General features: G+C 59.3%; 16 protein-coding genes. 12 read left to right on the top strand and 4 right to left on the bottom strand.

The genetic code is table 11. From position 1 onward, the window contains the following. Position 1 precedes the first annotated feature (1 nt). The gene (locus ACIOTN_RS11985; RefSeq protein WP_402735406.1) at positions 2-1,435 is read right to left on the bottom strand and encodes a phytoene desaturase family protein; all 1,434 of its coding nucleotides are present in this window, start codon (positions 1,433-1,435) and stop codon (positions 2-4) included. Then, a complete protein-coding gene (locus ACIOTN_RS11980) occupies positions 1,432-2,844 on the bottom strand; it encodes a glycosyltransferase 87 family protein (RefSeq protein WP_332502718.1) in 1,413 nt (470 codons plus the stop codon). The genes ACIOTN_RS11985 and ACIOTN_RS11980 overlap by 4 nt, the downstream gene beginning before the upstream one ends. A 291-nt stretch (positions 2,845-3,135) precedes the next feature. On the opposite strand from ACIOTN_RS11980, the gene ACIOTN_RS11975 reads away from it, so the two are divergent. The 7 genes from ACIOTN_RS11975 to ACIOTN_RS11945 all read left to right on the top strand — a co-directional run bounded on the left by ACIOTN_RS11975 (position 3,136) and on the right by ACIOTN_RS11945 (position 11,295). Further along, positions 3,136-4,320 carry a cytidylyltransferase domain-containing protein gene (locus ACIOTN_RS11975; RefSeq protein WP_402735405.1) on the top strand — a complete coding sequence of 395 codons (1,185 nt, stop codon included), beginning with the start codon at positions 3,136-3,138 and terminating at the stop codon, positions 4,318-4,320. Between the two features lie 12 nt (positions 4,321-4,332). Continuing rightward, positions 4,333-5,226, top strand: coding sequence for an N-acetylneuraminate synthase family protein (locus tag ACIOTN_RS11970; protein WP_105656602.1), 894 nt, complete (start codon positions 4,333-4,335; stop codon positions 5,224-5,226). An 87-nt stretch (positions 5,227-5,313) separates the two neighbouring features. Then, positions 5,314-6,309, top strand: coding sequence for a glycosyltransferase family 2 protein (locus ACIOTN_RS11965; protein WP_105656603.1), 996 nt, complete (start codon positions 5,314-5,316; stop codon positions 6,307-6,309). Then, the gene (locus ACIOTN_RS11960) at positions 6,306-7,649 is read left to right on the top strand and encodes a polysialyltransferase family glycosyltransferase (protein WP_105662210.1); all 1,344 of its coding nucleotides are present in this window, start codon (positions 6,306-6,308) and stop codon (positions 7,647-7,649) included. The genes ACIOTN_RS11965 and ACIOTN_RS11960 overlap by 4 nt, the downstream gene beginning before the upstream one ends. Before the next feature lie 8 nt (positions 7,650-7,657). Continuing rightward, entirely contained in the window at positions 7,658-8,671 is a 1,014-nt protein-coding gene (locus ACIOTN_RS11955) for a hypothetical protein (RefSeq protein ID WP_402735404.1), read from the top strand. Between the two features lie 8 nt (positions 8,672-8,679). Then, positions 8,680-9,912 carry a DUF6716 putative glycosyltransferase gene (locus tag ACIOTN_RS11950; RefSeq protein WP_286134086.1) on the top strand — a complete coding sequence of 411 codons (1,233 nt, stop codon included), beginning with the start codon at positions 8,680-8,682 and terminating at the stop codon, positions 9,910-9,912. A gap of 297 nt (positions 9,913-10,209) precedes the next feature. After that, complete coding sequence (locus ACIOTN_RS11945) at positions 10,210-11,295, top strand: inositol-3-phosphate synthase (protein WP_402735403.1); 1,086 nt, start codon at positions 10,210-10,212, stop codon at positions 11,293-11,295. Positions 11,296-11,483: 188 nt separating this feature from the next. Here the strand turns inward: ACIOTN_RS11945 and ACIOTN_RS11940 are convergent, their stop codons facing one another. Together ACIOTN_RS11940 and ACIOTN_RS11935 are read right to left on the bottom strand one after the other, a co-directional pair. Then, complete coding sequence (locus tag ACIOTN_RS11940; RefSeq protein ID WP_255209577.1) at positions 11,484-11,606, bottom strand: hypothetical protein; 123 nt, start codon at positions 11,604-11,606, stop codon at positions 11,484-11,486. Between the two features lie 583 nt (positions 11,607-12,189). Beyond that, positions 12,190-13,641, bottom strand: a complete 1,452-nt coding sequence (locus ACIOTN_RS11935) for a CCA tRNA nucleotidyltransferase (protein WP_105656608.1) — start codon at positions 13,639-13,641, stop codon at positions 12,190-12,192. A 124-nt stretch (positions 13,642-13,765) separates the two neighbouring features. On the opposite strand from ACIOTN_RS11935, the gene ACIOTN_RS11930 reads away from it, so the two are divergent. From ACIOTN_RS11930 to trxA, 5 genes are all read left to right on the top strand, one after another. After that, positions 13,766-14,305: an NUDIX domain-containing protein gene (locus tag ACIOTN_RS11930; RefSeq protein WP_105656609.1), complete on the top strand. Its 540-nt coding sequence runs from the start codon at positions 13,766-13,768 to the stop codon at positions 14,303-14,305. A gap of 37 nt (positions 14,306-14,342) precedes the next feature. Next, on the top strand, positions 14,343-16,046 hold the full coding sequence (gene murJ / locus ACIOTN_RS11925) for a murein biosynthesis integral membrane protein MurJ (protein WP_402735402.1): 1,704 nt from the start codon (positions 14,343-14,345) through the stop codon (positions 16,044-16,046). A 126-nt stretch (positions 16,047-16,172) separates the two neighbouring features. Beyond that, positions 16,173-17,759 (top strand): hypothetical protein, encoded by a 1,587-nt coding sequence (locus tag ACIOTN_RS11920; RefSeq protein WP_402735401.1) that lies wholly within the window; start codon positions 16,173-16,175, stop codon positions 17,757-17,759. Positions 17,760-17,859: 100 nt separating this feature from the next. After that, entirely contained in the window at positions 17,860-18,825 is a 966-nt protein-coding gene (trxB, locus tag ACIOTN_RS11915) for a thioredoxin-disulfide reductase (protein WP_332728257.1), read from the top strand. Positions 18,826-18,853: 28 nt separating this feature from the next. Continuing rightward, on the top strand, positions 18,854-19,177 hold the full coding sequence (gene trxA, locus ACIOTN_RS11910; RefSeq protein WP_105656613.1) for a thioredoxin: 324 nt from the start codon (positions 18,854-18,856) through the stop codon (positions 19,175-19,177). The last annotated feature ends 2,958 nt before the right edge of the window (positions 19,178-22,135 follow it).

The raw sequence follows: 22,135 nt of genomic DNA, 5'->3' as shown, positions 1-22,135 counted from the left end.
CTCAGTTCACCGATTTCCAGTTTGCGATTCCGTATTCCCGTTTGAGCATCGATTGCGCTCCGAGGAATCCGCCCATGCCATGCACCGACGGCCCCGGAGGCGCAGCCGAGGATACCAAGTACAGTCCTTTGGACTCCAGGTACCACGGGTCGGCCGAGATCCGAGGCCGCTTGATGCTGCCCAGCAGGTCCATGGTTCCCCCGGAAAGATCGCCACCGACCAGTGCCGAGTTCTGCACTTCCAAGTCCTGGGCGGTGACAACATGGGATTCAATGATTGTCTCGCTGAAACCAGGGGCTGCCTGTTCAATCATTTCCTTCAGTTCCCGGCTCATGTCTACCGGAGAATCCAGTGGCACGTGGCAGTAGGCCCAGATGACGTGCTGGCCCTGCGGTGCCCGCGAATCATCAAATTGCGAGGGCTGGGCAACAATCATGAACGGCTTCGCCGCTCCCCCGCGCACTGCGGCGCGTTCGGCCTTCCCGACCTGCGCCGCGGTGCCGCCCAGGTGCACGGTGCCGGCCTTGCCCAGAGTCTCGTCGCGCCATGGAACCGGTGCCGAAAGGACGTAGTGCACCAGGCAGCTTCCCGGCGAGCGCCGGATGCTGCTCAACGCGTGCGAGAGCCGTTCAGGCAGGTGTCCTGTTGAAAGCTTGGCAGCGTTTTCGGCGGAGGTATCGAAGAGGATGCTCTGCGCAGAAAGCTCATCAACATGGTTGACGCGGGTGCCGGTAAGGATTTTTGCTCCATGAGCCATCGCTTCTTCGGCCAAGGCGTCGCTGATGGCTTGGGAACCTCCACGCGGGATGGCCCATCCCTTGCCGTGCGCTGTTGCTGCAAGGAACAGTCCTGCCCCGGCATTGGCCGGTCCGCGAGAGCCTCCCGCAACGTGGGCGGAACAGCCTGCGTAGAGCGCGGCGGCGCGTTCAAACTTTCCAGAAAAGAGTTCCTTGACGGCCATGCCCGCCACCGTGCTCACGGCAAAGGTCGCCAACGCTGCGGGGTTCGAGGGAACCCTCAGCAGAGGATTGAGCAGTGTCTGGCTGACCCCGTCAATCTGCTTGACCAGCGGGCCCAGGAGCCGGGTGTACATCTCGCCGTCCGCGCCTCCAAGTTCCTGCCCGGTGCGTTCCAGATCCTTGTACGCGTAGGCAGTCCGGCGATCCAGCACATGGGCGAAGGACAGCTCGGGGACGATGAACTCCACCTTGTCGTGGACGCCCAGTTCATGCATGGCTTGGGATTGCATGGCCATCGGATGCACTGCGCTGCCCAAATCGAATTTCGCTGCAGAACCATTCAGCGGCTGCGTTCTGGCGGCCCCGCCGATGGTGTCGTTGGCTTCATATACCGTGACGCTTAATCCAGCACGGGCAGCAACTGCTGCGGCTGCTAGCCCATTGGGTCCCGCACCGACAACGGCAACATCGCTCATGATTTATTTCCCGCCACTTCATTCGTTTTCTTGGATTGAGGCAGCAGTCCGCGCAGGGTCCAGCGGTCCTCCAGTCCGGCGAATGGGCCGGCCAAAGGATCATCCTGGCCCACGGCACGAATCGGGTCGTGGCGTGGATCAAGAATTGAACGTGCCACCAAGAACATCAGGTATCCCAGCATCACCATATGCGCCAGCACCAGCACCGCATAACCGGTCTCAGGGAAGGCCTTCTGCGCTTCTTCCGCAGAGAGGGAATCAAGGTAGAACCAAACAGCGTAGAAGTGCGCGATTTCCACGAGCATCCAGACAACGAATTCGCGCCAGCGCGGCAAGGCGAGGGCGAACAGCGGAATCAGCCAGACGATGAACTGTGGTGAATACACCTTATTGACCATGACAAAGGAAGCAATGATCAAGAAGGCCATGGAGGCCAGGCGCGGGGTGCGTTTAGCAGTCAAGCCCAGCACTGCGACGCCCACGCAGCACAGGAAGAAGAGGACCAGGCCGTAACGGGAAATCTGTTCGGCTTCAAAGAGCGGGACCCCTCCCCTGTTATCGGCGATGACATTCCATGCGTGCCAGAAGCTGGAGAAGCCTGCCCCGCGTTCAGAAGAGAAGTTGAAGAAGTGCATGAACGAGTCGGGGAACGCCAGCGCATAGGGAAGGTTCACCAGTGCCCATGTCGCCGCGGCGGTTCCGCCAGTCACCCAGAAGGTCTTGAGCCTGCCGGTGCGAATGGCCAATATCAGCACCGCGCCGAGGATGAAGAACGGATAGATCTTCATCGCGGCACCTAAGCCGATCAGCACCCCGGCAAGGACGGTGTGCTTTCGTGCGAATGCCAGCATGCCCAGGGCCAGCAAGGCCACAGCCCACATGTCCCAGTTGATGCTGCCGGCCAGGATGATGCCCGGGGCAATAGCCACCATTGCGGCATCCCACGGGCGGCGCCCGGTCATCCGCAGGGTGGCGATCACGGTGACCATCCACAGGATCGCAACGAGCAGCAGGTTGATGTCGAAGTACAGCAGCGAACGGTTTTCGATCCCCGTGGGGATGATCGAGGCAACGGCCGAGGCCACCGTGCTCATCAGTACCGGGTACTCGAACTGGGCGGTCGCGCTGAATGGCGCCCAGGGGTTCTCGGCGAAGCCGCGGGCGGAGAACAGCGGAACCCAGTCGCTGTAGCACGCATAGGCGTACGGGTTGTTGCCAGTCCACCCGTTGACCCGGCAGGGGTTCTTGGCAAGGAGCATCAGCAAGGCGCCCACGGTGGTCATCAGGATAATGACTCGTTCCACGCTGAAGAATCCTGGATCGACTCGGCCTGGATCGCTGTGTCGTCCCAGGCGGCCACCGATCATTGCGGTGAACTGTCGAAGGAACCCGTCAGCGCGTGATGGCACGGTAATCCGCAGGGGGCCACGCGTGGGCTGTGACTGGTTTGGCTCGTGCATACCCTCCAGCCTAAATGTTCTGTGCCTAAGCTCCGCCTTGCACACTCATGTTTCATTAGTCGCTTTGATCTTTTATGCGGTTCCGAGGGCTCGAAATCCCTCTTCCGGATTCGCCTACTGGTACGTAAAACGCTTGCTGACCTCGCATTCAGCAAACAAACAGGTGATTACACCGGCACTTCACCGTGCGTTAACCCAGATGCCCCCTCTTAGTTAACTTGTGCCCATAGCGTCTTACTCGTGAGCAAAACCAACCAGCCAAATGCCATGGCGATCATCCCCGCCAGGGGAGGATCCAAGGGCATCCGGCTTAAGAACCTGCGTGAGATCGGCGGCAAATCGCTGCTGGGCCGCGCAATCGAATCAGCCAGATCCGCGGCGGCAGTCAGCGACGTCGTGGTCAGTACCGACCATGAGCAGATCAAGGCCGAAGCGCTTCGCTACGGGGCGCGAGTCATCGATCGACCGGCAGATATCGCCGGCGACACGGCCAGCAGCGAGTCAGTTCTGCTCCACGCGCTAGCGAATGCGGAATCTCAGCCAGAGATCACCGTGTTCATCCAGTGCACCAGCCCGTTCATCGATCCGGAGGATCTGGACGCAGCCATTGCGGCGGTTTCTTCGAAACGCGCCGACGTCAGCTTCGCAGCTGTAGCGGACCACGGTTTCCATTGGGGCCTGGATCCGCAGGGCGAAGCGGTCGCCGTAGGCCACGACAAGCTGCACCGTCCGCGTCGCCAGGATCGCGAACCGCGCTTCCGCGAAACCGGGGCCTTCTACGTGATGGATACCCGGGGATTCCGCGAGGCAGGGCACCGTTTCTTCGGAAAGGTCCGGGTTCACGAAGTTCCAGCAGAGCACGGCATCGACATCGATACCGAGGCAGACCTGCTGCTCGCTGGGCTGGCCGTTCCGGCCACCCGGGAACCGATCGAAGTCGACGCGGTCATCACGGATTTCGACGGGGTGCATACCCCGGACACCGCGTATGTCGATGAGCACGGAACCGAAACCGTGCGCGTCTCCCGCTCCGATGGAATGGGAGTGGCCCGGTTGCGGGCTGCCGGAGTGAAGTTCCTTATTCTCTCCAAGGAAATCAACCCTGTTGTCGCCGCCCGCGCCGCCAAGCTGAACGTCGAAGTGGCCCACGGAATCGACAACAAGGCCGAATACCTGGCCCGCTGGCTGGCTGACGAATCCATCAATCCGGCTCGTGCTGCCTACGTGGGCAACGACATCAACGATCTGGGCGCGATGGCATTGGTCGGCTGGCCGATCACCGTGGCCGATGCCCAGGAAGATGTGCACCGGGCAGCACGGTACAAACTGACCCGCAAGGGCGGGCACGGAGCGGTACGGGAACTAGCCGAACTGGTTCTCGCCGCACGCACCGCTACCAAGAGTTCTCCAAGTTTCACCCACTGAAAGGCAATACCCATGACTTCCATGACTACTGACATCAAGCCTGTTGCTATCGGCGACGTCCAGGTTGGCGCAGGCCAGCAGGTCTACGTCATCGGCGAGATCGGCATCAACCACAACGGCGACATCGAGATCGCCAAGCAGCTGATCGATATCTCTGCTGAAGCCGGTGCCAACGCAGTGAAGTTCCAGAAGCGCACCCCGGACATTTCCACCCCGATGGACATGCGCGACAAGATCCGCTCCACCCCATGGGGCGACATGACCTACCTGGACTACCGCTACCGCGTCGAGTTCGACCAGGCGCAGTACAAGGAACTCATCTCCTACGCAGCTTCCAAGGGCCTGCACGCCTTCGCCTCGCCATGGGATGTTCCATCGGTCGAATTCATGGAAGAGCAGGGTGCAGTCACCCACAAGGTCGCCTCCGCATCGGTCACCGACATCGAGCTGCTCAAGGCCCTGGCGCAGACCGGCAAGCCGATCATCCTGTCCACCGGCATGTCCACCATCGAGCAGATCGACAAGGCCGTCGAGACCCTGGGTACCTCGAACCTGGTCATGATGCACGCTACCTCCACCTACCCGCTGCCTCCTGAAGAGGCCAACCTGCGCATGATCGAGACCCTGCGCGACCGCTACCAGGTCCCAGTGGGCTACTCGGGCCACGAGCGCGGCCTGCAGATCTCGCTGGCTGCTGTTGCCCTGGGCGCAGTGACCGTCGAGCGCCACATCACCTTGGACCGCACCATGTGGGGTTCGGACCAGGCCTCGTCGCTGGAGCCAAAGGGCTTCGAGTCGCTGATCCGCGACATCCGCATCCTGGAGCAGGCCATGGGTGACGGCGTGAAGAAGGTCTTCCCAGGCGAGCTGGCACCGCTCTCGCGCCTGCGCCGCGTCGACGCCTAAGCACGCCAACGTATCCGGCGGTTGGACTCACCGACGGGTCCAACCGCCGTTTATTTTTGTCTGCATGAGGAAGGCCTTGAAGCACAGATGAGTTTGATCCCCGGGCGCATTTCCGTGGTTATCCCCGCCTATAACCAAGAAGCATATATTTGCGATGCCTTGTCATCGCTGGTCCGGCAGAAGCTGGGACGCTGGGAGCTGGAAGTGCTCGTGGTTGATGACGCTTCCGATGACCAGACTGCTGCCCTGGTTCGCAGCTACCAAGACCAATTGCCTGGCCTGAACCTGATCTCGCTGCCTGAGAATGCCGGAGTTTCTGCCGCCCGCAATGCCGGGTTGGAACAGGTCACCGGCGAATACTTCACCTTCCTCGACCCCGACGACTGGTACTCCCCCGAGCATTTGGAAGCCCTGGCGGAATCATTGACCGAACTGCACGTGGACTTCGTGCGTTGCGATCATGTGCGTGTCACCGGCACCAATCGCGTCATCCACCGCGCCCCGCAGGCGTTGCGCGGCATGCCGCTGAACCCGGCCGATGACATTGAACCTATCGATTCGCCGTCCATGGTGGACTACGCCTTCGTGTGGGCGGGCATGTACCGCACCGACCTGATGCGCGCCCGCGAACTGATGTACTTCGACGCGCAGTTGCACAGCGCCGAAGACCGCCTCTGGCTATGGAAGCTGCATCTGAACACCGAGCGCTATTCCGTCGTTTCCTCCCCCGGGGTGTTCTACCGCCGCGGCCTGCCCGGCTCGCTGACCCAGGTCTTCGACCACCGTCAGCTCGGCTTCATTCCGGCCTACTCGCAGATCCTCACCGAGGTGCGCTTGCACCCGGACGCGGATCGCCACCTGCCCAAGGCGATGCGGCAGTTCTTCGCCATCGTGTGCCACCACGAGAAGCGCGCGAAGAACTACCCGCCGGAAGTCCGCTTGGAAATGAAGCAGAAACTGCGCCAGGTATTCACCACTATTGATGCGCCGATGGCCCGCCAGGTTGCCCTCGAGATGGACGTTGCCCGCCGCCGCCATATTCTCTCCTTCCTCCAGCCAGGTCAGATCGGGGCCGCCAAGTGATCGCACTGATTGAAGCCAGCAGCTATTTCCAGCTTGCTTCTCTGGCCGCGATGGCCGATGCAGGACTGCTCCCCGAGGCAGATGAACGAATTCTCGTCTTGGCTAACGGCTCGCAGGTTCCGGAACTGACTACTGCGTTGGATGAAGTCCCGGGCTTCGAGCAGCTTGCCGCCCGCTTTGACCGCGTGGTGGATTTCGCTGCGCTGACCTCCCCGCGTCGCCCGGCACAGTTCAACCCGCGTGAGGACGAGCTGCATATTTTCGAACGCCTCCTGCGCAGCGCTTGGGATCTGGGCAATGAACCCTTGACCTTGGTTCTGGAATCCATCCAGGTCAATCCGGCGCGTGCGCTGGCGCGTATTTTCTTTGATGCCCAGCTGTGGATCCACTCCGACGGCTTGATGTCCTATGGCCCAACCCGTAATCGATTGCCAATGCCGCTTCGCCAGCGCGTCATGGGCACCATCCATGTGGACTTGGTTCCAGGACTGCAGCCTCACCTGCTCGCAGAGCTCGAGCCGCGGCGCGAGGTCTTGGCCACCGGCGGCCTGGCTGCAATCTTCGGCGAACTGGCCCAGGGGGCAGAATTCGATCTGCCAACCGGCAGTGCGCTGATCCTCGGCCAGTACCTGGGTTCCTTGGGCCTGATGGATGCCGAGGAAGAATTCGAGCTGCATCTGGAAATGCTCAACGAGGTGGCCCGCCGGGAAATTTCCACCGTCCTGTTCAAGGCGCACCCATCGGCCAGCGCCACCTCAGCGGCACGCTTGTCTGCAGCCGCCAGGGACATGGGGCTGGATTTCCGGTTGGTCGGCACCGATCATCTGGCGGAAACCGTCATCGCGGCGGTACGTCCAGCCGTGGTGATCTCCTGCTTCTCCACAGGCTTGGCCACCGCCAAGTACATCCTGGATACCGAGGTCTACGCAGTGGGCACCGGCAGACTGCTCCAGGCGCTGGCTCCATACGAGAATTCCAACCGCATCCCGTTGTCCATCATTCATGCCTTGTTCGTCCAGGACGTGGCGGTTCCGGCGCACGATGGCGGCGGCGACCGCCTCACCGAACTGCTGGCTGCCGTGGCCTACTGCATGCAGGCCGCGCAGCTGCCTCACCTGCGCGAGCAGGCCGAGTCCTTCTTGTCCGCGCACTACCCGGAGTTCTCGGCTCATTTCAAGCGCCGGCGCATCACCAGGCTGGAGCTGCCTCCACGCTGGGCGCACATCAGCTCGCGCCGCTCGCTGCCTTCCAGAGTCCGCGGGGCCTCGCGCCGTGTGCTGCGCAATGGTTCCAAGCAGCTGGACACGCTTTCCAAATCCCTGAGCCGACTGGCAAAATGACCCTCACCATGATGAAACTGACTCAACATGACACCCACGAGGTGCCACGCCCGCGTTTCGGCACCGCGCACGTTTGGGTGGAGTCGCCACTGCAGCTGCTTTCGGCGGTAGAAACGCATGCAGCGGGGCTGCTGGGCACGGACATCCGGATCATCCCCCGTCAGGGAATGCCCCTGGAAGCCACGACGCAGGCAATGCTGAAGCATGCCCCTGCAGGGGTTCATTTTGAACCGGCCGCGCGTAAGCCTCCGCAGCCCAAGGGCCCTGCCGATCGGTATGTCACCGGCGACGCCTACTCGGGCAAGATCCAGCGCACGCTGCTGGCAGGCGTACGGGCCAAGGAAATCGTGATCATCGATGACGGCATGGCTACGCTGGCCCTGATCAAGCAGCTCATTTCCGATGAGCCCACCCCGTTGGTGCGCGCCCGGACCAGGAATTCCGCAGCACGCGTGGCCATGGGGTTGGCGACTTGGCATCGCTTGCGCCAGCTGGCCCGTGAAGATCGCCTGCTGATCGTTTCAGCGCTGTATGTCGACCCGGCATCCCGTCAGAAGATGGCTGATCTGGGGATCAAATTCGCGCAGCACAAGTTTGAATGGCTCGCTACCCAGCCGGTAGCCGAGCAGTTCACCGAACCTACCTTGCTGATCGGTTCGGCGATGGTGGCTGATGAGCTGATTTTTGAGCAGCCGTATCTGCGCTGGATTGAGCAGATCGCTTCCGAAGGCCCGGTTGCGTACTTCCCGCATCGCCGTGAAACTCCCGAATTGCTGGAGAAGATCTCGAGGATTGATCAGGTGGTGCTCAAGGAGCACACCGTTCCCATTGAAATGCGTTTGCGTGTCCTGCGACCAGGCCAGGAGATCCGCGCCTTGCCTTCCACGGTGATTCCATCCCTGCGCCTGCTGCTGGGTCCTGATGCCCGCTGCCTCTATCCGCAAGCCGTGATTGACAGCTGGTGGACCCCTGGTACCCCATCCGAGTTGCGCGAGCACCTATCCAGTTCATTGAAGGTGTGAATCAGCCGATGAAGCCATCAATACTTGCCATCGCCGACTCGGATTCCTATCTGAAGCTGGCAACGAGCTTCCTGAACCGCCTAGGTCCCGCATGGGATCGCAAGGTGTATTTGGCGCGGACCCCGGTGATGCCGACCGCCGACCAGATCGCAGCCGCCTTTGAAGGCACGGATCTGGATCCGGATATCCTGCAGGTGATTTCCGTATCCCAATTAGAAGCCGACACCGTAGATGAAGACATTGTTTTCGCTTCGGCCACCGGGCCGGTAGTTGCCGAGATCTACTCTCGCATGCTTCGCACCGAGCCGACTGATGGCCGGTGCACCGCACTGATTTCCGCCCTGCCTGGCGTGGCATTCCCCGCCACGCAGAAGGGGTGGAACTATCGTCGAGCCGGCGATGCGTTCATTTGCCATTCGCATGCCGAAGCCCGTGATTTCTCATTCATGATCGAAGGCCAGGTAGGGCACCAGCCGACCATCATGGTCAGCAAGCTCCCGTTCTTGCACTCGGCAGGATTCCCGCCAGCGCAAAAGCAGGTGGTCGAACGCTTGGTGTTCGCGCCGCAAGCGAAGGTACCTGCCCAAGAGAGCGAACGCGAGTCGATCCTGCTGGCTCTCGAGCAGGCTAGCAAGATGAATCCCGAACTTGAGGTGATCGTCAAGCTCCGCGCCAAGGCCGGTGAGCCCCAAACGCATCTCGAGGCGTTCCCGTACGATTCGCTGTTCGAGAAGTTGCAGTCCGAACGGCGGATCGGGCCCGAGTCGCGGCTTCGCTTCGATACCGGATCGATGAGTGAAGCATTGGCCGATGGCAGCGCCTTGGTAACAGTGTCTTCGACTGCTGCCTTGGAATCCATTGATCGCGGGTTGCCAACGCTGGTCCTTTCCGACTTCGGCGTCAGCGCGCAGATGATCAATACGGTCTTTGTTGCCTCCGGCGTCATCGGCACCTTGGATGACGTCGCCGGCTTGAGCTTCGGTGAACCTACCAAAGCCTGGTTGCGGGAAAACTACTTCCACAGGGTGGACCACAGTTTCGTTCAGTCCCTCGAGATTCTCGCGCAGCGAGCTCGAGCTGGAAAGCTGCACACTGATCCGGAAATGCTGGCGCATATTCGCCGCCAGCCATTGCGCCACCGCCTCAGAACAACGTTGCCTGCACCGCTAGTCAGGGTTTTGGTGAAGTTGCGGCACCAGTTCGGGCTAGCACGCAAAAATGGCGCCAACTCATGGTCATGACCAACTAGGCCTTAGCCCATGAAGTCACTTTAATGCCTGAATTGATCGTCATTGTCAGTAGTATCCAATCCTTAGGTGCTTTACCTGCTATTGGTGCAGCTGCGCTGAGACAGTGCAGTAATCACCTCGGTTTCGCTAGCCCAGAGAGGCCGCCCCGATAGTTATTCGGTGATACCGGGCACGATTGGGAATGTTTGCACTCCATTAAGACTTAAGATCATTGTGGGTCAATTTGCGCAATGCGCTTTTGCGCGCCCTATTGCCCAAAGGTTTTATACATTTCAATAAGGAGTTCATGTGTCGGCGAACCCGATTCGCGTTGCCATCGTAGGCGTAGGCAACTGCGCCACTTCCCTTATCCAAGGTGTTGAGTACTACCGAAACGCCGATGCTGATTCCACGGTTCCAGGTCTCATGCATGTGCAGTTCGGCCAGTACCACGTGGGCGACGTTCAGTTCGTTGCCGCCTTCGATGTCGACGCCAAGAAGGTCGGGCTCGACCTCTCGGAAGCCATCTTGGCCAGCGAGAACAACACCATCAAGATTGCCGACGTTCCAACCACCGGAGTGACCGTTCAGCGCGGCCACACCTTGGATGGCCTGGGCAAGTACTACCGCGAGACCATCGAAGAGTCTGCAGCCGAGCCAGTTGACATCGTCCAGTCCCTGAAGGGCAACGAAGTCGATGTCCTGGTTTGCTACCTGCCAGTTGGTTCCGAGCAGGCCGCCAAGTTCTACGCACAGTGCGCCATCGACGCAGGCGTTGCATTCGTCAATGCCCTGCCAGTATTCATCGCCGGCACCCCAGAGTGGGCGCAGAAGTTCACTGACGCCGGTGTGCCAATCGTTGGCGACGACATCAAGAGCCAGATCGGCGCAACCATCACCCACCGCGTGATGGCCAAGTTGTTCGAAGACCGCGGCGTTGTCCTGGACCGCACCTACCAGCTGAACGTTGGCGGCAACATGGACTTCAAGAACATGCTCGAGCGCGATCGCCTGGAATCCAAGAAGATCTCCAAGACCCAGGCAGTCACCTCGAACACCTCCGCCGCCCTGGGCGAAGACGACGTGCACATCGGCCCAAGCGACTACGTTGCATGGCTTGATGACCGCAAGTGGGCTTTCGTCCGCCTCGAGGGCCGCAACTTCGGCGATGCTCCGGTCAACCTGGAATACAAGCTGGAAGTTTGGGACTCGCCAAACTCGGCCGGCGTGATCATCGATGCCGTACGCGCAGCGAAGATCGCCCTGGACCGTGGCATCGGCGGTCCGATCCTGTCGGCTTCGAGCTACTTCATGAAGTCGCCACCAGAGCAGTACGACGATGAGACCGCGCGCAACAAGGTGGAAGCCTTCATTCGCGGCGACATCGAGCGCTAGCCCTCCGCGTTAGCGGAAAGGCAATGGCCAGGACCGTTCGGTCCTGGCCATTGCTGTATTCGACGGTGCTCTGGATGCGGAGAAGCCCGCCGGCTTGCAGGCCGGCGGGCCTCTTGGCGATGCCTTGCGAGTTCATCATGGGTACCTCGGATTCTTGTTAGCGGGCAACGGTAATGGCGTTGCCGGCCTTAGCGAATTCGAAGGTACATTTCTGGTGGCACGTGGTTCTTCAGCTCACGCTGACGCATGCGGCGGTTGAACTCGGTGCTATCAAGGTTGGTGAACTTGCGCTTGTCTTGACGCTTTTTCATTTGCTGTCCCTCCCTTCGGTCAAAGTAGAAGGGGAGGGAAGATCTTGGCGCGTAGTTGAAATGGCGCGAGCTTTCAGGCTTTCTGGTCCTGCGAAGATTAATTCCGAGGTGCGAACTGCCCGTTGAGCGGATGAGGAGAACAGTGGACTAGGCATGAAAAAAGTTCCTAAGGATGAGAGTCGATTACTGACCTGCAACCTCAGGAACTTATGCGGGATTTACCGTGAGTTAGGAATCCGCTTGTCCGGAGGTTGGGGAAATGAGCTTGCACAGACGAGACATGGGAGAGCCGCCAATAAATCGCGCTCCGCGATGAGTCTCTGTGTACCAATTGGTATTAATCATTTCGCCACCTCCTAAAATCTGCTCTCGGCCGGCCATGGATGCCATGGGGCCTCTTTGAAAAGTTTTCTCGATCCGCAAGTCTCATTGAGACTTCCCAATCACAGTATTCAGCATACATGGATTATCCCCGATGCGCTACAAATTTGCGCAGAAACTTTAAGCACTTTCCCGGGGACGGCAAAAGCACCCGAATCCATGCGGATTTCAGGTGCTTTTCCCTTGGTGCTCAGGTCAGAGGTTACCCCTCGGTAGCCGATTCCTGGGCTTCAGGCTGTTCTTTCCACCAGGCGCGCAAGCGCTCAGTGGCGATTTCCGCGCCCAGCGGGCCTTCGTCCAAACGCAGTTCCAAGAGGAACTTGTATGCGCGGCCAACGACCTTGCTCGGCTTGATTCCCAACAGGTGCATGATCTGCTCGCCGTCAAGATCCGGGCGGATTGACTGGAGCTCTTCTTGCTCGGCGATCTGCGCGATGCGCGCCTCGAGGTCGTCGTAGGCAAAAGCTAGGCGGTCGGCCTTCTTGCGATTGCGGGTGGTGACATCCGAACGGGTCAGGCGGTGCAGGTGCTCGAGCAGGTCTCCAGCATCGGTGACGTAACGGCGCACCGCCGAGTCGGTCCAGCCGGCCTCGCCGTAGCCATAGAAGCGCATGTGCAACTCGACCAGTCGGGCTACGGACTTGGTGGTGTCCTTGTCGAAACGCAGGGCGCGCATACGCGCCTTGACGAGCTTCGAACCCACCATGTCATGGTGGCGGAAGGATACCGCGCCGCTTGGTTCAAATTTGCGGGTCGCCGGCTTACCGATATCGTGCATCAGCGCCGCGAAGCGCAACACGAAGTTCGGGCCGGGAACAGGTCCCTCTTCGTCGGTTTCCAACGCCATGGCTTGTTCCAGCACGGTCAGCGAATGCTGGTAGACATCCTTGTGCCGGTGGTGCTCGTCAATTTCCAGACGCAGTGCCGAGACTTCGGGCAGCACCTTATCGGCCAGGCCAGTTTCCACCAGAAGGTCGATTCCCGCGCGCGGGTCTGCACCGTTGATCAGCTTGACCAGTTCATCGCGAACCCGCTCGGAGGAAATGATGTCGATCCGATCGGTCATTCCGCTCATGGCTTCGCGCACCTCTGGACTGACTTCGATCTTCAGCTGCGAAGCAAAACGGGCAGCACGCATCATGCGCAGCGGATCGTCAGAGAAGGAGATATCAGGTGCACCAGGGGTGCGGATGGACCCGTCTTCCAGCGAGCTTACGCCGTCGAAAGGATCCACCAGCTCGAGCTGCGGCAAGCGCAGAGCCATCGAGTTCATGGTGAAGTCCCGACGGAAGAGATCGTCGTGCAGGTTATCACCGAAGGCAACGATCGGCTTGCGCGACTCCTTGTCATAGGCATCAGCGCGGTAGGTCGTGACCTCTAGCGTGTGTTCGCCCTTCTTGAAGGCAATAGTTCCAAACTCGCGTCCCACATCCCAAACGTTATCGGCCCAGCCGGAAATCACCTTGATGGTTTCTTCCGGGCGAGCGCTGGTGGTGAAATCGAGGTCCGGGGATACGCGTCCCAAGTACAGATCCCGAACCGGCCCACCTACCAGCGACAATTCATGGCCCGCCCGAACAAAACGGTCGGCCAAGTCGAAAATAACCGAGGGCAGGATTTGACGCAGTGCGTCAGGCGAGGGAAGTGCATGCATAGTTACTTAAGCGTGCCAGAAATCCCGGAAGAATGCTTGAAATTCCGACGGATTTGCCTGCGAGATAACTTACTTGTCCACGTCGATCAGGCGGCGAACGGTACTTTCTCGATAGAGTGGTTCCATGAACCGACCGATCCCGTCTGCCCCAAAGCGCACCCCATTGACTGCGTCAATGGCTCGCGCGCAGGCAACTGGCGGTCACACGAGCCTGCCGACCGTGGAAGAAGTCTCTTCCGGCGGCATCGTGATCGACTTCAACGACCCCACCTTCCCAGTGGCCATCATTGCCCGGTACAACCGTGGCGGACGGCTGGAATGGTGCCTGCCCAAGGGCCACCCGGAGGGCGTGGAAACCAATGAGGAAGCGGCTATCCGCGAAATCGAGGAAGAGACCGGCATTGCCGGACGCATCCTCGCCCCGCTGGGTTCGGTCGACTACTGGTTCACCGTGACGAATTACCGTGTGCACAAGACCGTGCACCATTTCCTGCTGGAAGCTACCGGCGGGCATCTGACGATCGAGAATGATCCCGATCATGAAGCCGTCGATGTTGCCTGGGTCCCCATCGGTTCCCTGGGCAAGCGCCTGTCCTTCCCTAATGAGCGCCGGATCGCTGATCTGGCACGCGAGGTCCTTACAAAGCATGTCTCAGGTTCCTAATCCATCTGCGGGCTCCGATCAGCTACACACCGGAGCCATGGACGTAGTCGCCGGACCTCCCCCGCAGCAGGCAGCTCAGCCTGTTGGCTCGCGCTCCAGGATCTATGCCCTGATGGCCTCCGGCACGATGGTCTCACGCTTGCTGGGCTTCGTGCGCACGGCCTTGCTGGCGATGGCCATTGGTTCGGTCACCTCGGTGGCTGACATCTTTGAAAAAGCCAATATCATCCCGACTATCATCTACATGCTGCTGGCCGGCGGCATTTTCAACGTCGTGCTGATCCCGCAGCTGATCAAGGCCTCCAAGGCGAAGGACCGCGGCGCCGCGTACACGTCGAAATTGGTGACGCTGACCGTCGTGGGCATGGGTATTTTGACTCTGATCCTCACGCTCTGCGCCAGGCCATTGATCACAGTGCTCACCAATAACTGGACCGAGCCGATGATCGCGTTGGGAACGGCCTTTGCCTACTGGTCGCTGCCGCAGATCTTCTTCTATGGGCTCTACGCAGTACTGGGCCAGGTGCTGAACGCGAATGGCCGCTTTGCCGCATTCATGTGGGCTCCTGCGGTCAACAACATCATCCAGCTGATCGTCATTGGCGCTTTCATCCTGACTTTCGGCGCCTACTCTTCGGGCGACCCGATGCAGGATTGGAGCGGGGTCAAGACCATGTGGCTGGCTGGCGGTGCCACCTTGGGTATCGTATTGCAGTCGGTGGCGCTGTTCTGGCCACTGAAGAAGACCGGGCTGAAACTGACACTGGACTTCCAATGGCGCGGCATGGGACTGCGCCACGTGGGCAAGCTGGCGATCTGGACCCTGGCGGCCATGGTGATCGGCAATCTCTCCTCGCTGGTGTACTCCAAGATCGTGTCCGGAGCTACCGCGGCTCGAGCGCAGCTGCCTCCCGAACAGGCCGCCTCGGTAGCCGGCGAGTACGCGTTGAACACCTCGCAGTTGATCACCGTGCTGCCGCACTCCCTGTTCGCGCTGACCGTCGCCACCGTGCTGTTCAACGACTTCGCCCGGGCTTTCACCGAGAACCGCCGCAAGGATGTTGGCAAGCTGCTCAATCAGGGCATGCGCTCCACCGCAATCCCTATCGTGTTCTGCACGCTGGTCTTCATCGTGCTGGCCGGACCGCTAGGCAGGCTCTTTGCCGGCAACTCCGAGAATGCTGCGCAGGCCGCGGGCGCTCTCGGGCAGCTGCTGGTGCTCACCGCGCTTGGGCTGCCGTTCAAGTCCTTGCAGTTCTTCATGCTGCGTGTCTTCTACGCAGAGGAAGATACCCGCACCCCGATGCTGATCCAGTCGGCCACCGCCGGGCTCGGATTGATCTTGGCGTTCGCCGCTGCCGCCGTGGTCGATCCGCTGCATATCGCCGCCGCCATTGCCTTCATCTACGGCTTGACCAACGTGCTGACCTGCGTCGGCACCCACTATCTGATCAAGCGCCGCTACGGCAACTACGGTGTTTCCTCGGTCATCGACACCTACATTCGAGTCGGTTGGATGGCTACGCTCTCCTCCATCATTGGATGCATAGCGCTCTGGCTGCTGGGGGGATTCAACTTCGGATTCGCCTACGACTCCGTAGTCAGCGCCCTGGTTTCGGTGGCTATTGTCGCGCTGGTGATGGGCATCGTCTTCATTGGCTTGCTGTACAAAACCAAGGTCCCGGAGCTCCAGTCGTTCCTCGGTCCGATCCTTCGCAGAATCCCGGGACTCAATCGCTGATGGTCCGCTGAAACTTGCTAGTGATTCTGGGCAAATAGGCACCAAATAGCTTGATCTGACCGGTAACATGGCAGGTGGTGGTCCGTGGACCGCCACCGAACCAAAATCAACCCCTTGGAGATGCACGTGTCGCAGCCAATCGATGTCGGCTCTGTCCTCAGCGGTCGCTACCAAGTAACCGAGAGTATCCTTTCATCAGCTGAAGGAGACTTGGTACTCGGTGGCGTAGACCAGGTACTGAACCGCTCGGTCAGCATCATGGTGGCTTCCGTGGAGAATTCGTCGCAGCTGGCAACGAGCGCACGCGAAATCGCCATGGGCGAGCGCGCTTCGAACGTTCAGGTGCTGGATCTGGGCATCACCGATGCCAACCAGACCTACCTCGTCGCCAACACCGCGCGTTCCTCGGACCTGCTGGACCTGGTTTTGGAAACCGACGACGCTCCATATGTTGAGCCGTTCTTCACCGACACCCTGGGCACCGAGATCTTCGGCGAGTCCCGCCAGGCCGTCCCAGAGACCTATGAGGACGACAACGAGTACTACGACCAGCTGCAGTACGAAGACGAACCAGAGCAGCAGGGCAAGATCGGTTCCGCCTTGGCTGGTGGCTTCGCAGGACTGAAGAACCGGTTCGGCAAGAAGAACCAGGAACAGCCTGAAGAAGAACAGTTCGACCAGACTGCGCCTAATGAGCAGGTTCCCGCCACCATGGCTACCCCGGTCGCGCCAGCTGAAAAGCCAGCGGCCGAAGACAAGCCGAAGGTCTCCCGCCTGGAAGACGAAGACGAGCCTAATGTCACCGCAACCGCGGCCCTGGCTGCCGCTGCGCAGTCCAAGGGCAAGACGCCGGCCAAGCCTACCCAGATGCCTGCCGAGGAAGACGAGAAGCCGGCAAAGAAGAAGGCTGCAGCAGCTGGAGCCGTAGCCGGCGCAGGCGCCGCTGCGGGTGCCGCCGCTGCCGCTGCTCCGAAAGCCTCGACCTTCCCCGCAGCTGCCAAGAATGCTCCTGCCCAGGACCCCCAGGTCGGCGAAGAGGAAGAGGAAGAAGGCGGTTCCAAGGGAACTCGCCTGCTGGTTGGCGCCGTCTTGCTCATCGTGCTGATTGTTGCAGTCGTGTTCGCTTTCAACTTCCTTGGTGGGGACAAGAACACCACCGCCGATGGCGAGCAGCCAACTGCCGTGGAGTCCCCGGAAAAGCCATCCGAGACCGAGAAGGAAAAGGACTCAGCCGAGGATTCCTTGCCGGCTCCGAAGATCGACGACGTGTCCCGCCTGGTTCCCGGCAATCAGCAGCTGAACTCCGAAACCGATGGCAAGCTGGGCCAGATGATCGACGGCAACGCCTCGAGCACCTACTCAACGTACTCGTACACCACCGCTGATTTTGGCGGCTTCGCTTCCAACATGGTCTTCATCCTGGAACTGGACGAGAAGTCCAAGATCTCCGAGGTCAATCTCGAGGGCCTGAACGGCACCGGCGGCAACTACGAAATCCTCGTCGGCGAATCCGAAGACCTGGGCGATGCCAAGTCGGTAGCCAAGGGTTCATTCTCCGGTCCTTCGGTATCGGTAACTGCCAAGGACGACGACAAGGACTACATGGAAGGAACCCACGTGTTCCTGGACATCACCGACCTGCCTCGCAAGGCATCCGGCGGCAATGATTCACGTCCATTCGGTCTCCAGATCGGTGAATTCTCCGCCAAGTAATAGAAGCGGAATTTTTTACGAAAGCAATGCGTTGAGGTGGATAGTGAGGTTAGACCTTGCTATCCACCTCGCATTATTAGAACGAAAGGGTTCTACCCCCGTGACTTCAGCACAGAACGACGAAATCCGCGACGTCATCATTGTCGGCTCCGGTCCGGCCGGTTACACCGCCGCGGTTTACACCGCCCGTGCGAATCTGAACCCACTAGTCATCGCCGGCTCAGTCACTGCCGGCGGCGAACTGATGAACACCACCGACGTGGAGAACTTCCCAGGCTTCCCCGAGGGCATCATGGGCCCAGACCTGATGGACAACATGCAGAAGCAAGCCGAACGCTTCGGCGCCGAGATCCTCTTCGACGACGTCACCGAAATGAACCTCGAAGGCGAAATCAAGACGCTGTCCCTGGCTGACGGCACCATCTACCGTGCTCGTGCTGTCATCGTCTCCACCGGCTCCGCCTACCGCGAGCTGGGCCTGCAGGACGAAAAGCGCCTCTCTGGCCATGGCGTCTCCTGGTGCGCCACTTGCGACGGGTTCTTCTTCCGCGACCAGACCATCGCCGTGATCGGCGGTGGCGACTCCGCCATGGAAGAAGCGCTGTTCCTGACCAAGTTCGCCTCCAAGGTCATCGTCGTGCACCGCCGCAACGAGCTGCGCGCTTCGAAGATCATGGCCGACCGCGCCCTGGCCCACGAGAAGATCGAATTCATCTGGGACTCCGAAGTCATCGGCATCAACGGTGCCGATAAGGTCGAAGGCTTGGTTGTGAAGAACCGCACCAGCGGCGAAGAATCCACCGTGGATGTCACCGGTATCTTCGTGGCCATCGGCAACGACCCACGCGTGGATCTGGTCAAGGACCAGCTGCAGCTGACTTCCGAAGGCACCATCGCCGTTGAAGGCCGCACATCCAAGACCTCGCTGCCAGGTGTCTTCGCCGCCGGCGACGTCATCGATTCCACCTACCGCCAGGCCATTACCGCGGCCGGCTCGGGCTGCGCCGCGGCCCAGGACGTGGAGCACTACCTGGCCAACGTTTCCGAAACCCTCGCTACCGCCTAATAGTTTTCTCAGAAAGGGGTTGTCTCTCATGAGCAACGCAAAAGCAGTAACTGAAGCAACCTTCCAGGCCGATGTCCTGGATGCCGACAAGCCAGTGATCGTCGATTTCTGGGCTGAATGGTGCGGCCCTTGCCGCCAGCTCGGTCCAATCCTGGATCAGATCGCAGAAGAGCACGCTGCGAAGGTCGACGTCGTGAAGGTCAACGTCGATGAGAACCAGGCAATTGCCGCGAAGTACGGCATCACCAGCATCCCAGCCGTATACGTCTTCAAGGGCGGCGAGCATGTCGCTACTTCCATCGGTGCCAAGCCGAAGGCTGTCATCGAAAAGGACTTCGCAGAATACCTGTAAGCCAAGAACATGATTGAAGTGGGGATCAACCGCAAGGTTGGTCCCCACTTCTTATTTAACCGTGGCGCCGCGAGAAGTTCACTTGCTTTCGTTTTCTGGCCGTTTCCGAGCCTTACCCCAGCTCAGGTTGAGCCGGTTCTTCATCTGAAGGCCCTTTTGACATGCTGTTGCGAATATCCAAGGTAAAATATTTGTTTTTATGATTCTGGCTCTGTTCTATGACGCTTTGCACAGTTCTTTGGCACCCATCAGCCAAGATGCGCATTTCATGCTCAGCAATGGACCCGGCAAGTTCGGGTTCGCATTTGATCGTTTCTCTGGCCACCTAGACAGGTTCCCGAATTCTGAATCTTGATGTCCTATGCAAAATTCAGCGATCCGCGATCGCCGTATTTCTAGCCCTTCAACTTCGGCCCACAATTCCAGACTGCACTGTGAAGGGCCGCGGAAACGCATCCGGATACGCCGCACATGCTAGCTGATTGGATGTGCTTTCTGAGAGGCAGCCAAAACCAATTCCTCATGGGACTATCCGCTTCCGGTCGAAATTGCGTCAAATTCTGTCCATGGATAATCCAGGCCATGCCGACTGCCGCATCCCCGTGTCGCCGCGACACTCAGTTTTCATGGGCGTCTTTAGCTGGAACAGCATCTCTTGGTCTTGATTATTGGGGAGGGTTCAACGCGCAGTGAGAACTGCCAGGGCTAACGGAGTTCCAGGGAATTAGCGGAGCACTCCCCTTCCGCGTATCCACTGGTTGCTCACTGAGCCTACTGTTTCGCCGTCAATCGTCAGAATCCATGATGCTATCTCCTCCAAAGTCCGAACGGTTCAGCAACGAGTTCCTGAGGACGTTCTCTGGCTAAACTGGCACGCAGTAAGCAGAACAGAATCTTTCGGCTTGTGAGTTGTTGTCGTAAGTCAGTTGCTGCGGCCCAAACCATGTTTCGTGCCGATACGTCATCACCCACTGCGCAACTGTCACATGGGCCGCTGGGTAATGATGAGGTGCGACCTGTCGAAGATTGAATGAATCTGAGGTCGATTGCCGTGGAGCGAACGAGCCACATCATCGCTGAATAGCTGTTCATACCCATCGGGGCGAAGCTTGCCGGTAGAACCTGCATCAGGGACAAAGGCCTTAGACTCATGCTCGTTGCCCTACTGTCGACTCGCGAAGAGAAGGCCTGAATCTCCAATCTGCTAGTGATCGGAGGGGTTTCTCTCTGATCAGGTCATTGCAATTCTGCACTAGGTCCTAGTGCAATCAACTAACTCTGAACAGCGCGCTACCTATCTTTCGGGAAGTCGGTTTCCCCGAGGGCCAGTACTAACCCCACATATAAGTTCTTTCATTCACACGCTTCCCTCCTTCAGGTTCTCTTGCCTTTCAATTAATGGAGGTCTTCGCCCAGTTCTCCAACCCTGAGAAATTTAGGTTGATCACTACTACGGGCTTCGGCACCTGGGGCTTCGCACTCCACGGCATCATGCCTACCTATTGCGCGGCTGGTGCATGGACAGCTTGGTCCGAATTCCCGCGCTATTTACCTTGGGGCTTTTTTCTAGTGAATAGTTCCTTCGAACCGGGACAAAAGCAGGAGCGGGTTGAGCCGGGTTTGCGGAGACTCTAGTGAACCTATTTCACCGCTAATCCTCCTACTCTCTTGGATTGAAGGTTGTGATCCTTCTGGATTTCCCTTCGCTCACCTTGCTCATGAGCGGGATCTGGAGCGCTGCCGGGCCGCTCATGCCCGACAGGGCTCCCGGAGACCCATACATCCGACTAGGACGCGCTTCTGCAGCCTCATAAGTCACTCCTAAGGCTTTCTGGCCATCTGTTGCTCGACCCCTCCCTAGGGCCTTGGCGTCATTTCCTCCTGTCAGCTGCTGGCGTTGAAGTGGTTGGACGATCGTATCCAGGCTTCACCTTCCGCGCGTATGAGACCAAGGGTCAAGTTATCCCTCGGCATCTCGCGACGCTCTTACTTTCCTGCACGCCGTGCGTGCTCGCCGGGTTTTTGGCGCTGGAACGAACTTCCTCATGTCCGCGCCGCAAGCCGCAGGCTGATCACTGTCCTCTCACGTAGGCACCGGCCAGACAGGTCCTCTCCGGCGCTCGTACAGGCCTACGCATGTATTCAGCAAGCTTCTTATGCCTCATCTCAGCAAAGGCTGTCAGCCTGCGGGTAGTGGGTATAGCATCATTAGCTATTCATCTCGGGGGCGGGGTGCCCAGGTCGTGCGTGGCCGCTCCATTCTGTGCAACGTCAACCCTGCATGTGCTTTCAGGTCGTTCTGGTTGTTTCACGTGAAACACCAAGCGCATCGTTGAATTCAGGACAATCAAAGGGCGGTCAGGTTAATGTTTCACGTGAAACACGTTTCGCTTCGCAGACGTCAGCAGGTTCGAAGGGTGGTCTGGATCATGTTTCACGTGAAACGTTGCTTCAAGGCAGCTGCTCTCAGTGTTCATGTTGCGGTTCCGCCCCCCCCACCAGTCGCAGTCGCCGATTCAAGAAATTCGAGAGACGGTGACACGATTTCATGACAGCTCGAACTCGGATTTCTAGAGATCTGGATGTCGGTTCGGCAAGGGTGCGCACCAATGTTAATCCCACACCTGCGTCAGGAATCTTAATGGAGTCGTTGCTTCTCATCAGCGTGCCCTGGCTCAGGGTGCGCGTAATGGCTTCGGGAAGGGCTAGTACCACTCCCCCATCGCACGGCATGGCGCATTCGACATAAGAAGTTCCGGTCATGCCCGCAACACCAACTGAAAATCGCCTTCTTATCGTCAAACGGAATCGGACCTGTACCGTCCAATTCTCCCTACGCCAGCTCGGCATTGGTCAGCAAACCCGACGGTTCTTCGCCCGATATGGATGGTTAGGCGAAGACAGCCTCTCCTCAGGGTGAACCAAGCAATCAGTATTCGCCGAGGCATCAACCTCGTC

The sequence above is a fragment of the Glutamicibacter sp. NPDC087661 genome (genome assembly GCF_044743275.1).
GTDB lineage: Bacteria > Actinomycetota > Actinomycetes > Actinomycetales > Micrococcaceae > Glutamicibacter.
Note: the sequence above shows the minus strand (reverse complement) of the source record. Positions and strands in the feature narration are given on the sequence as shown.

What these genes read in the sequence shown, in the direction of transcription:
- ACIOTN_RS11985 (WP_402735406.1), bottom strand. Translation starts at nt 1,435, where the DNA reads ATGAGCGATGTTGCCGTTGTCGGTGCGGGACCCAATGGGCTAGCAGCC.
- ACIOTN_RS11970 (WP_105656602.1), top strand. Translation starts at nt 4,333, where the DNA reads ATGACTTCCATGACTACTGACATCAAGCCTGTTGCTATCGGCGACGTC.
- ACIOTN_RS11965 (WP_105656603.1), top strand. Translation starts at nt 5,314, where the DNA reads ATGAGTTTGATCCCCGGGCGCATTTCCGTGGTTATCCCCGCCTATAAC.
- ACIOTN_RS11955 (WP_402735404.1), top strand. Translation starts at nt 7,658, where the DNA reads ATGATGAAACTGACTCAACATGACACCCACGAGGTGCCACGCCCGCGT.
- ACIOTN_RS11950 (WP_286134086.1), top strand. Translation starts at nt 8,680, where the DNA reads ATGAAGCCATCAATACTTGCCATCGCCGACTCGGATTCCTATCTGAAG.
- ACIOTN_RS11940 (WP_255209577.1), bottom strand. Translation starts at nt 11,606, where the DNA reads ATGAAAAAGCGTCAAGACAAGCGCAAGTTCACCAACCTTGATAGCACC.
- ACIOTN_RS11935 (WP_105656608.1), bottom strand. Translation starts at nt 13,641, where the DNA reads ATGCATGCACTTCCCTCGCCTGACGCACTGCGTCAAATCCTGCCCTCG.
- ACIOTN_RS11930 (WP_105656609.1), top strand. Translation starts at nt 13,766, where the DNA reads ATGAACCGACCGATCCCGTCTGCCCCAAAGCGCACCCCATTGACTGCG.
- murJ (WP_402735402.1), top strand. Translation starts at nt 14,343, where the DNA reads ATGGACGTAGTCGCCGGACCTCCCCCGCAGCAGGCAGCTCAGCCTGTT.
- trxA (WP_105656613.1), top strand. Translation starts at nt 18,854, where the DNA reads ATGAGCAACGCAAAAGCAGTAACTGAAGCAACCTTCCAGGCCGATGTC.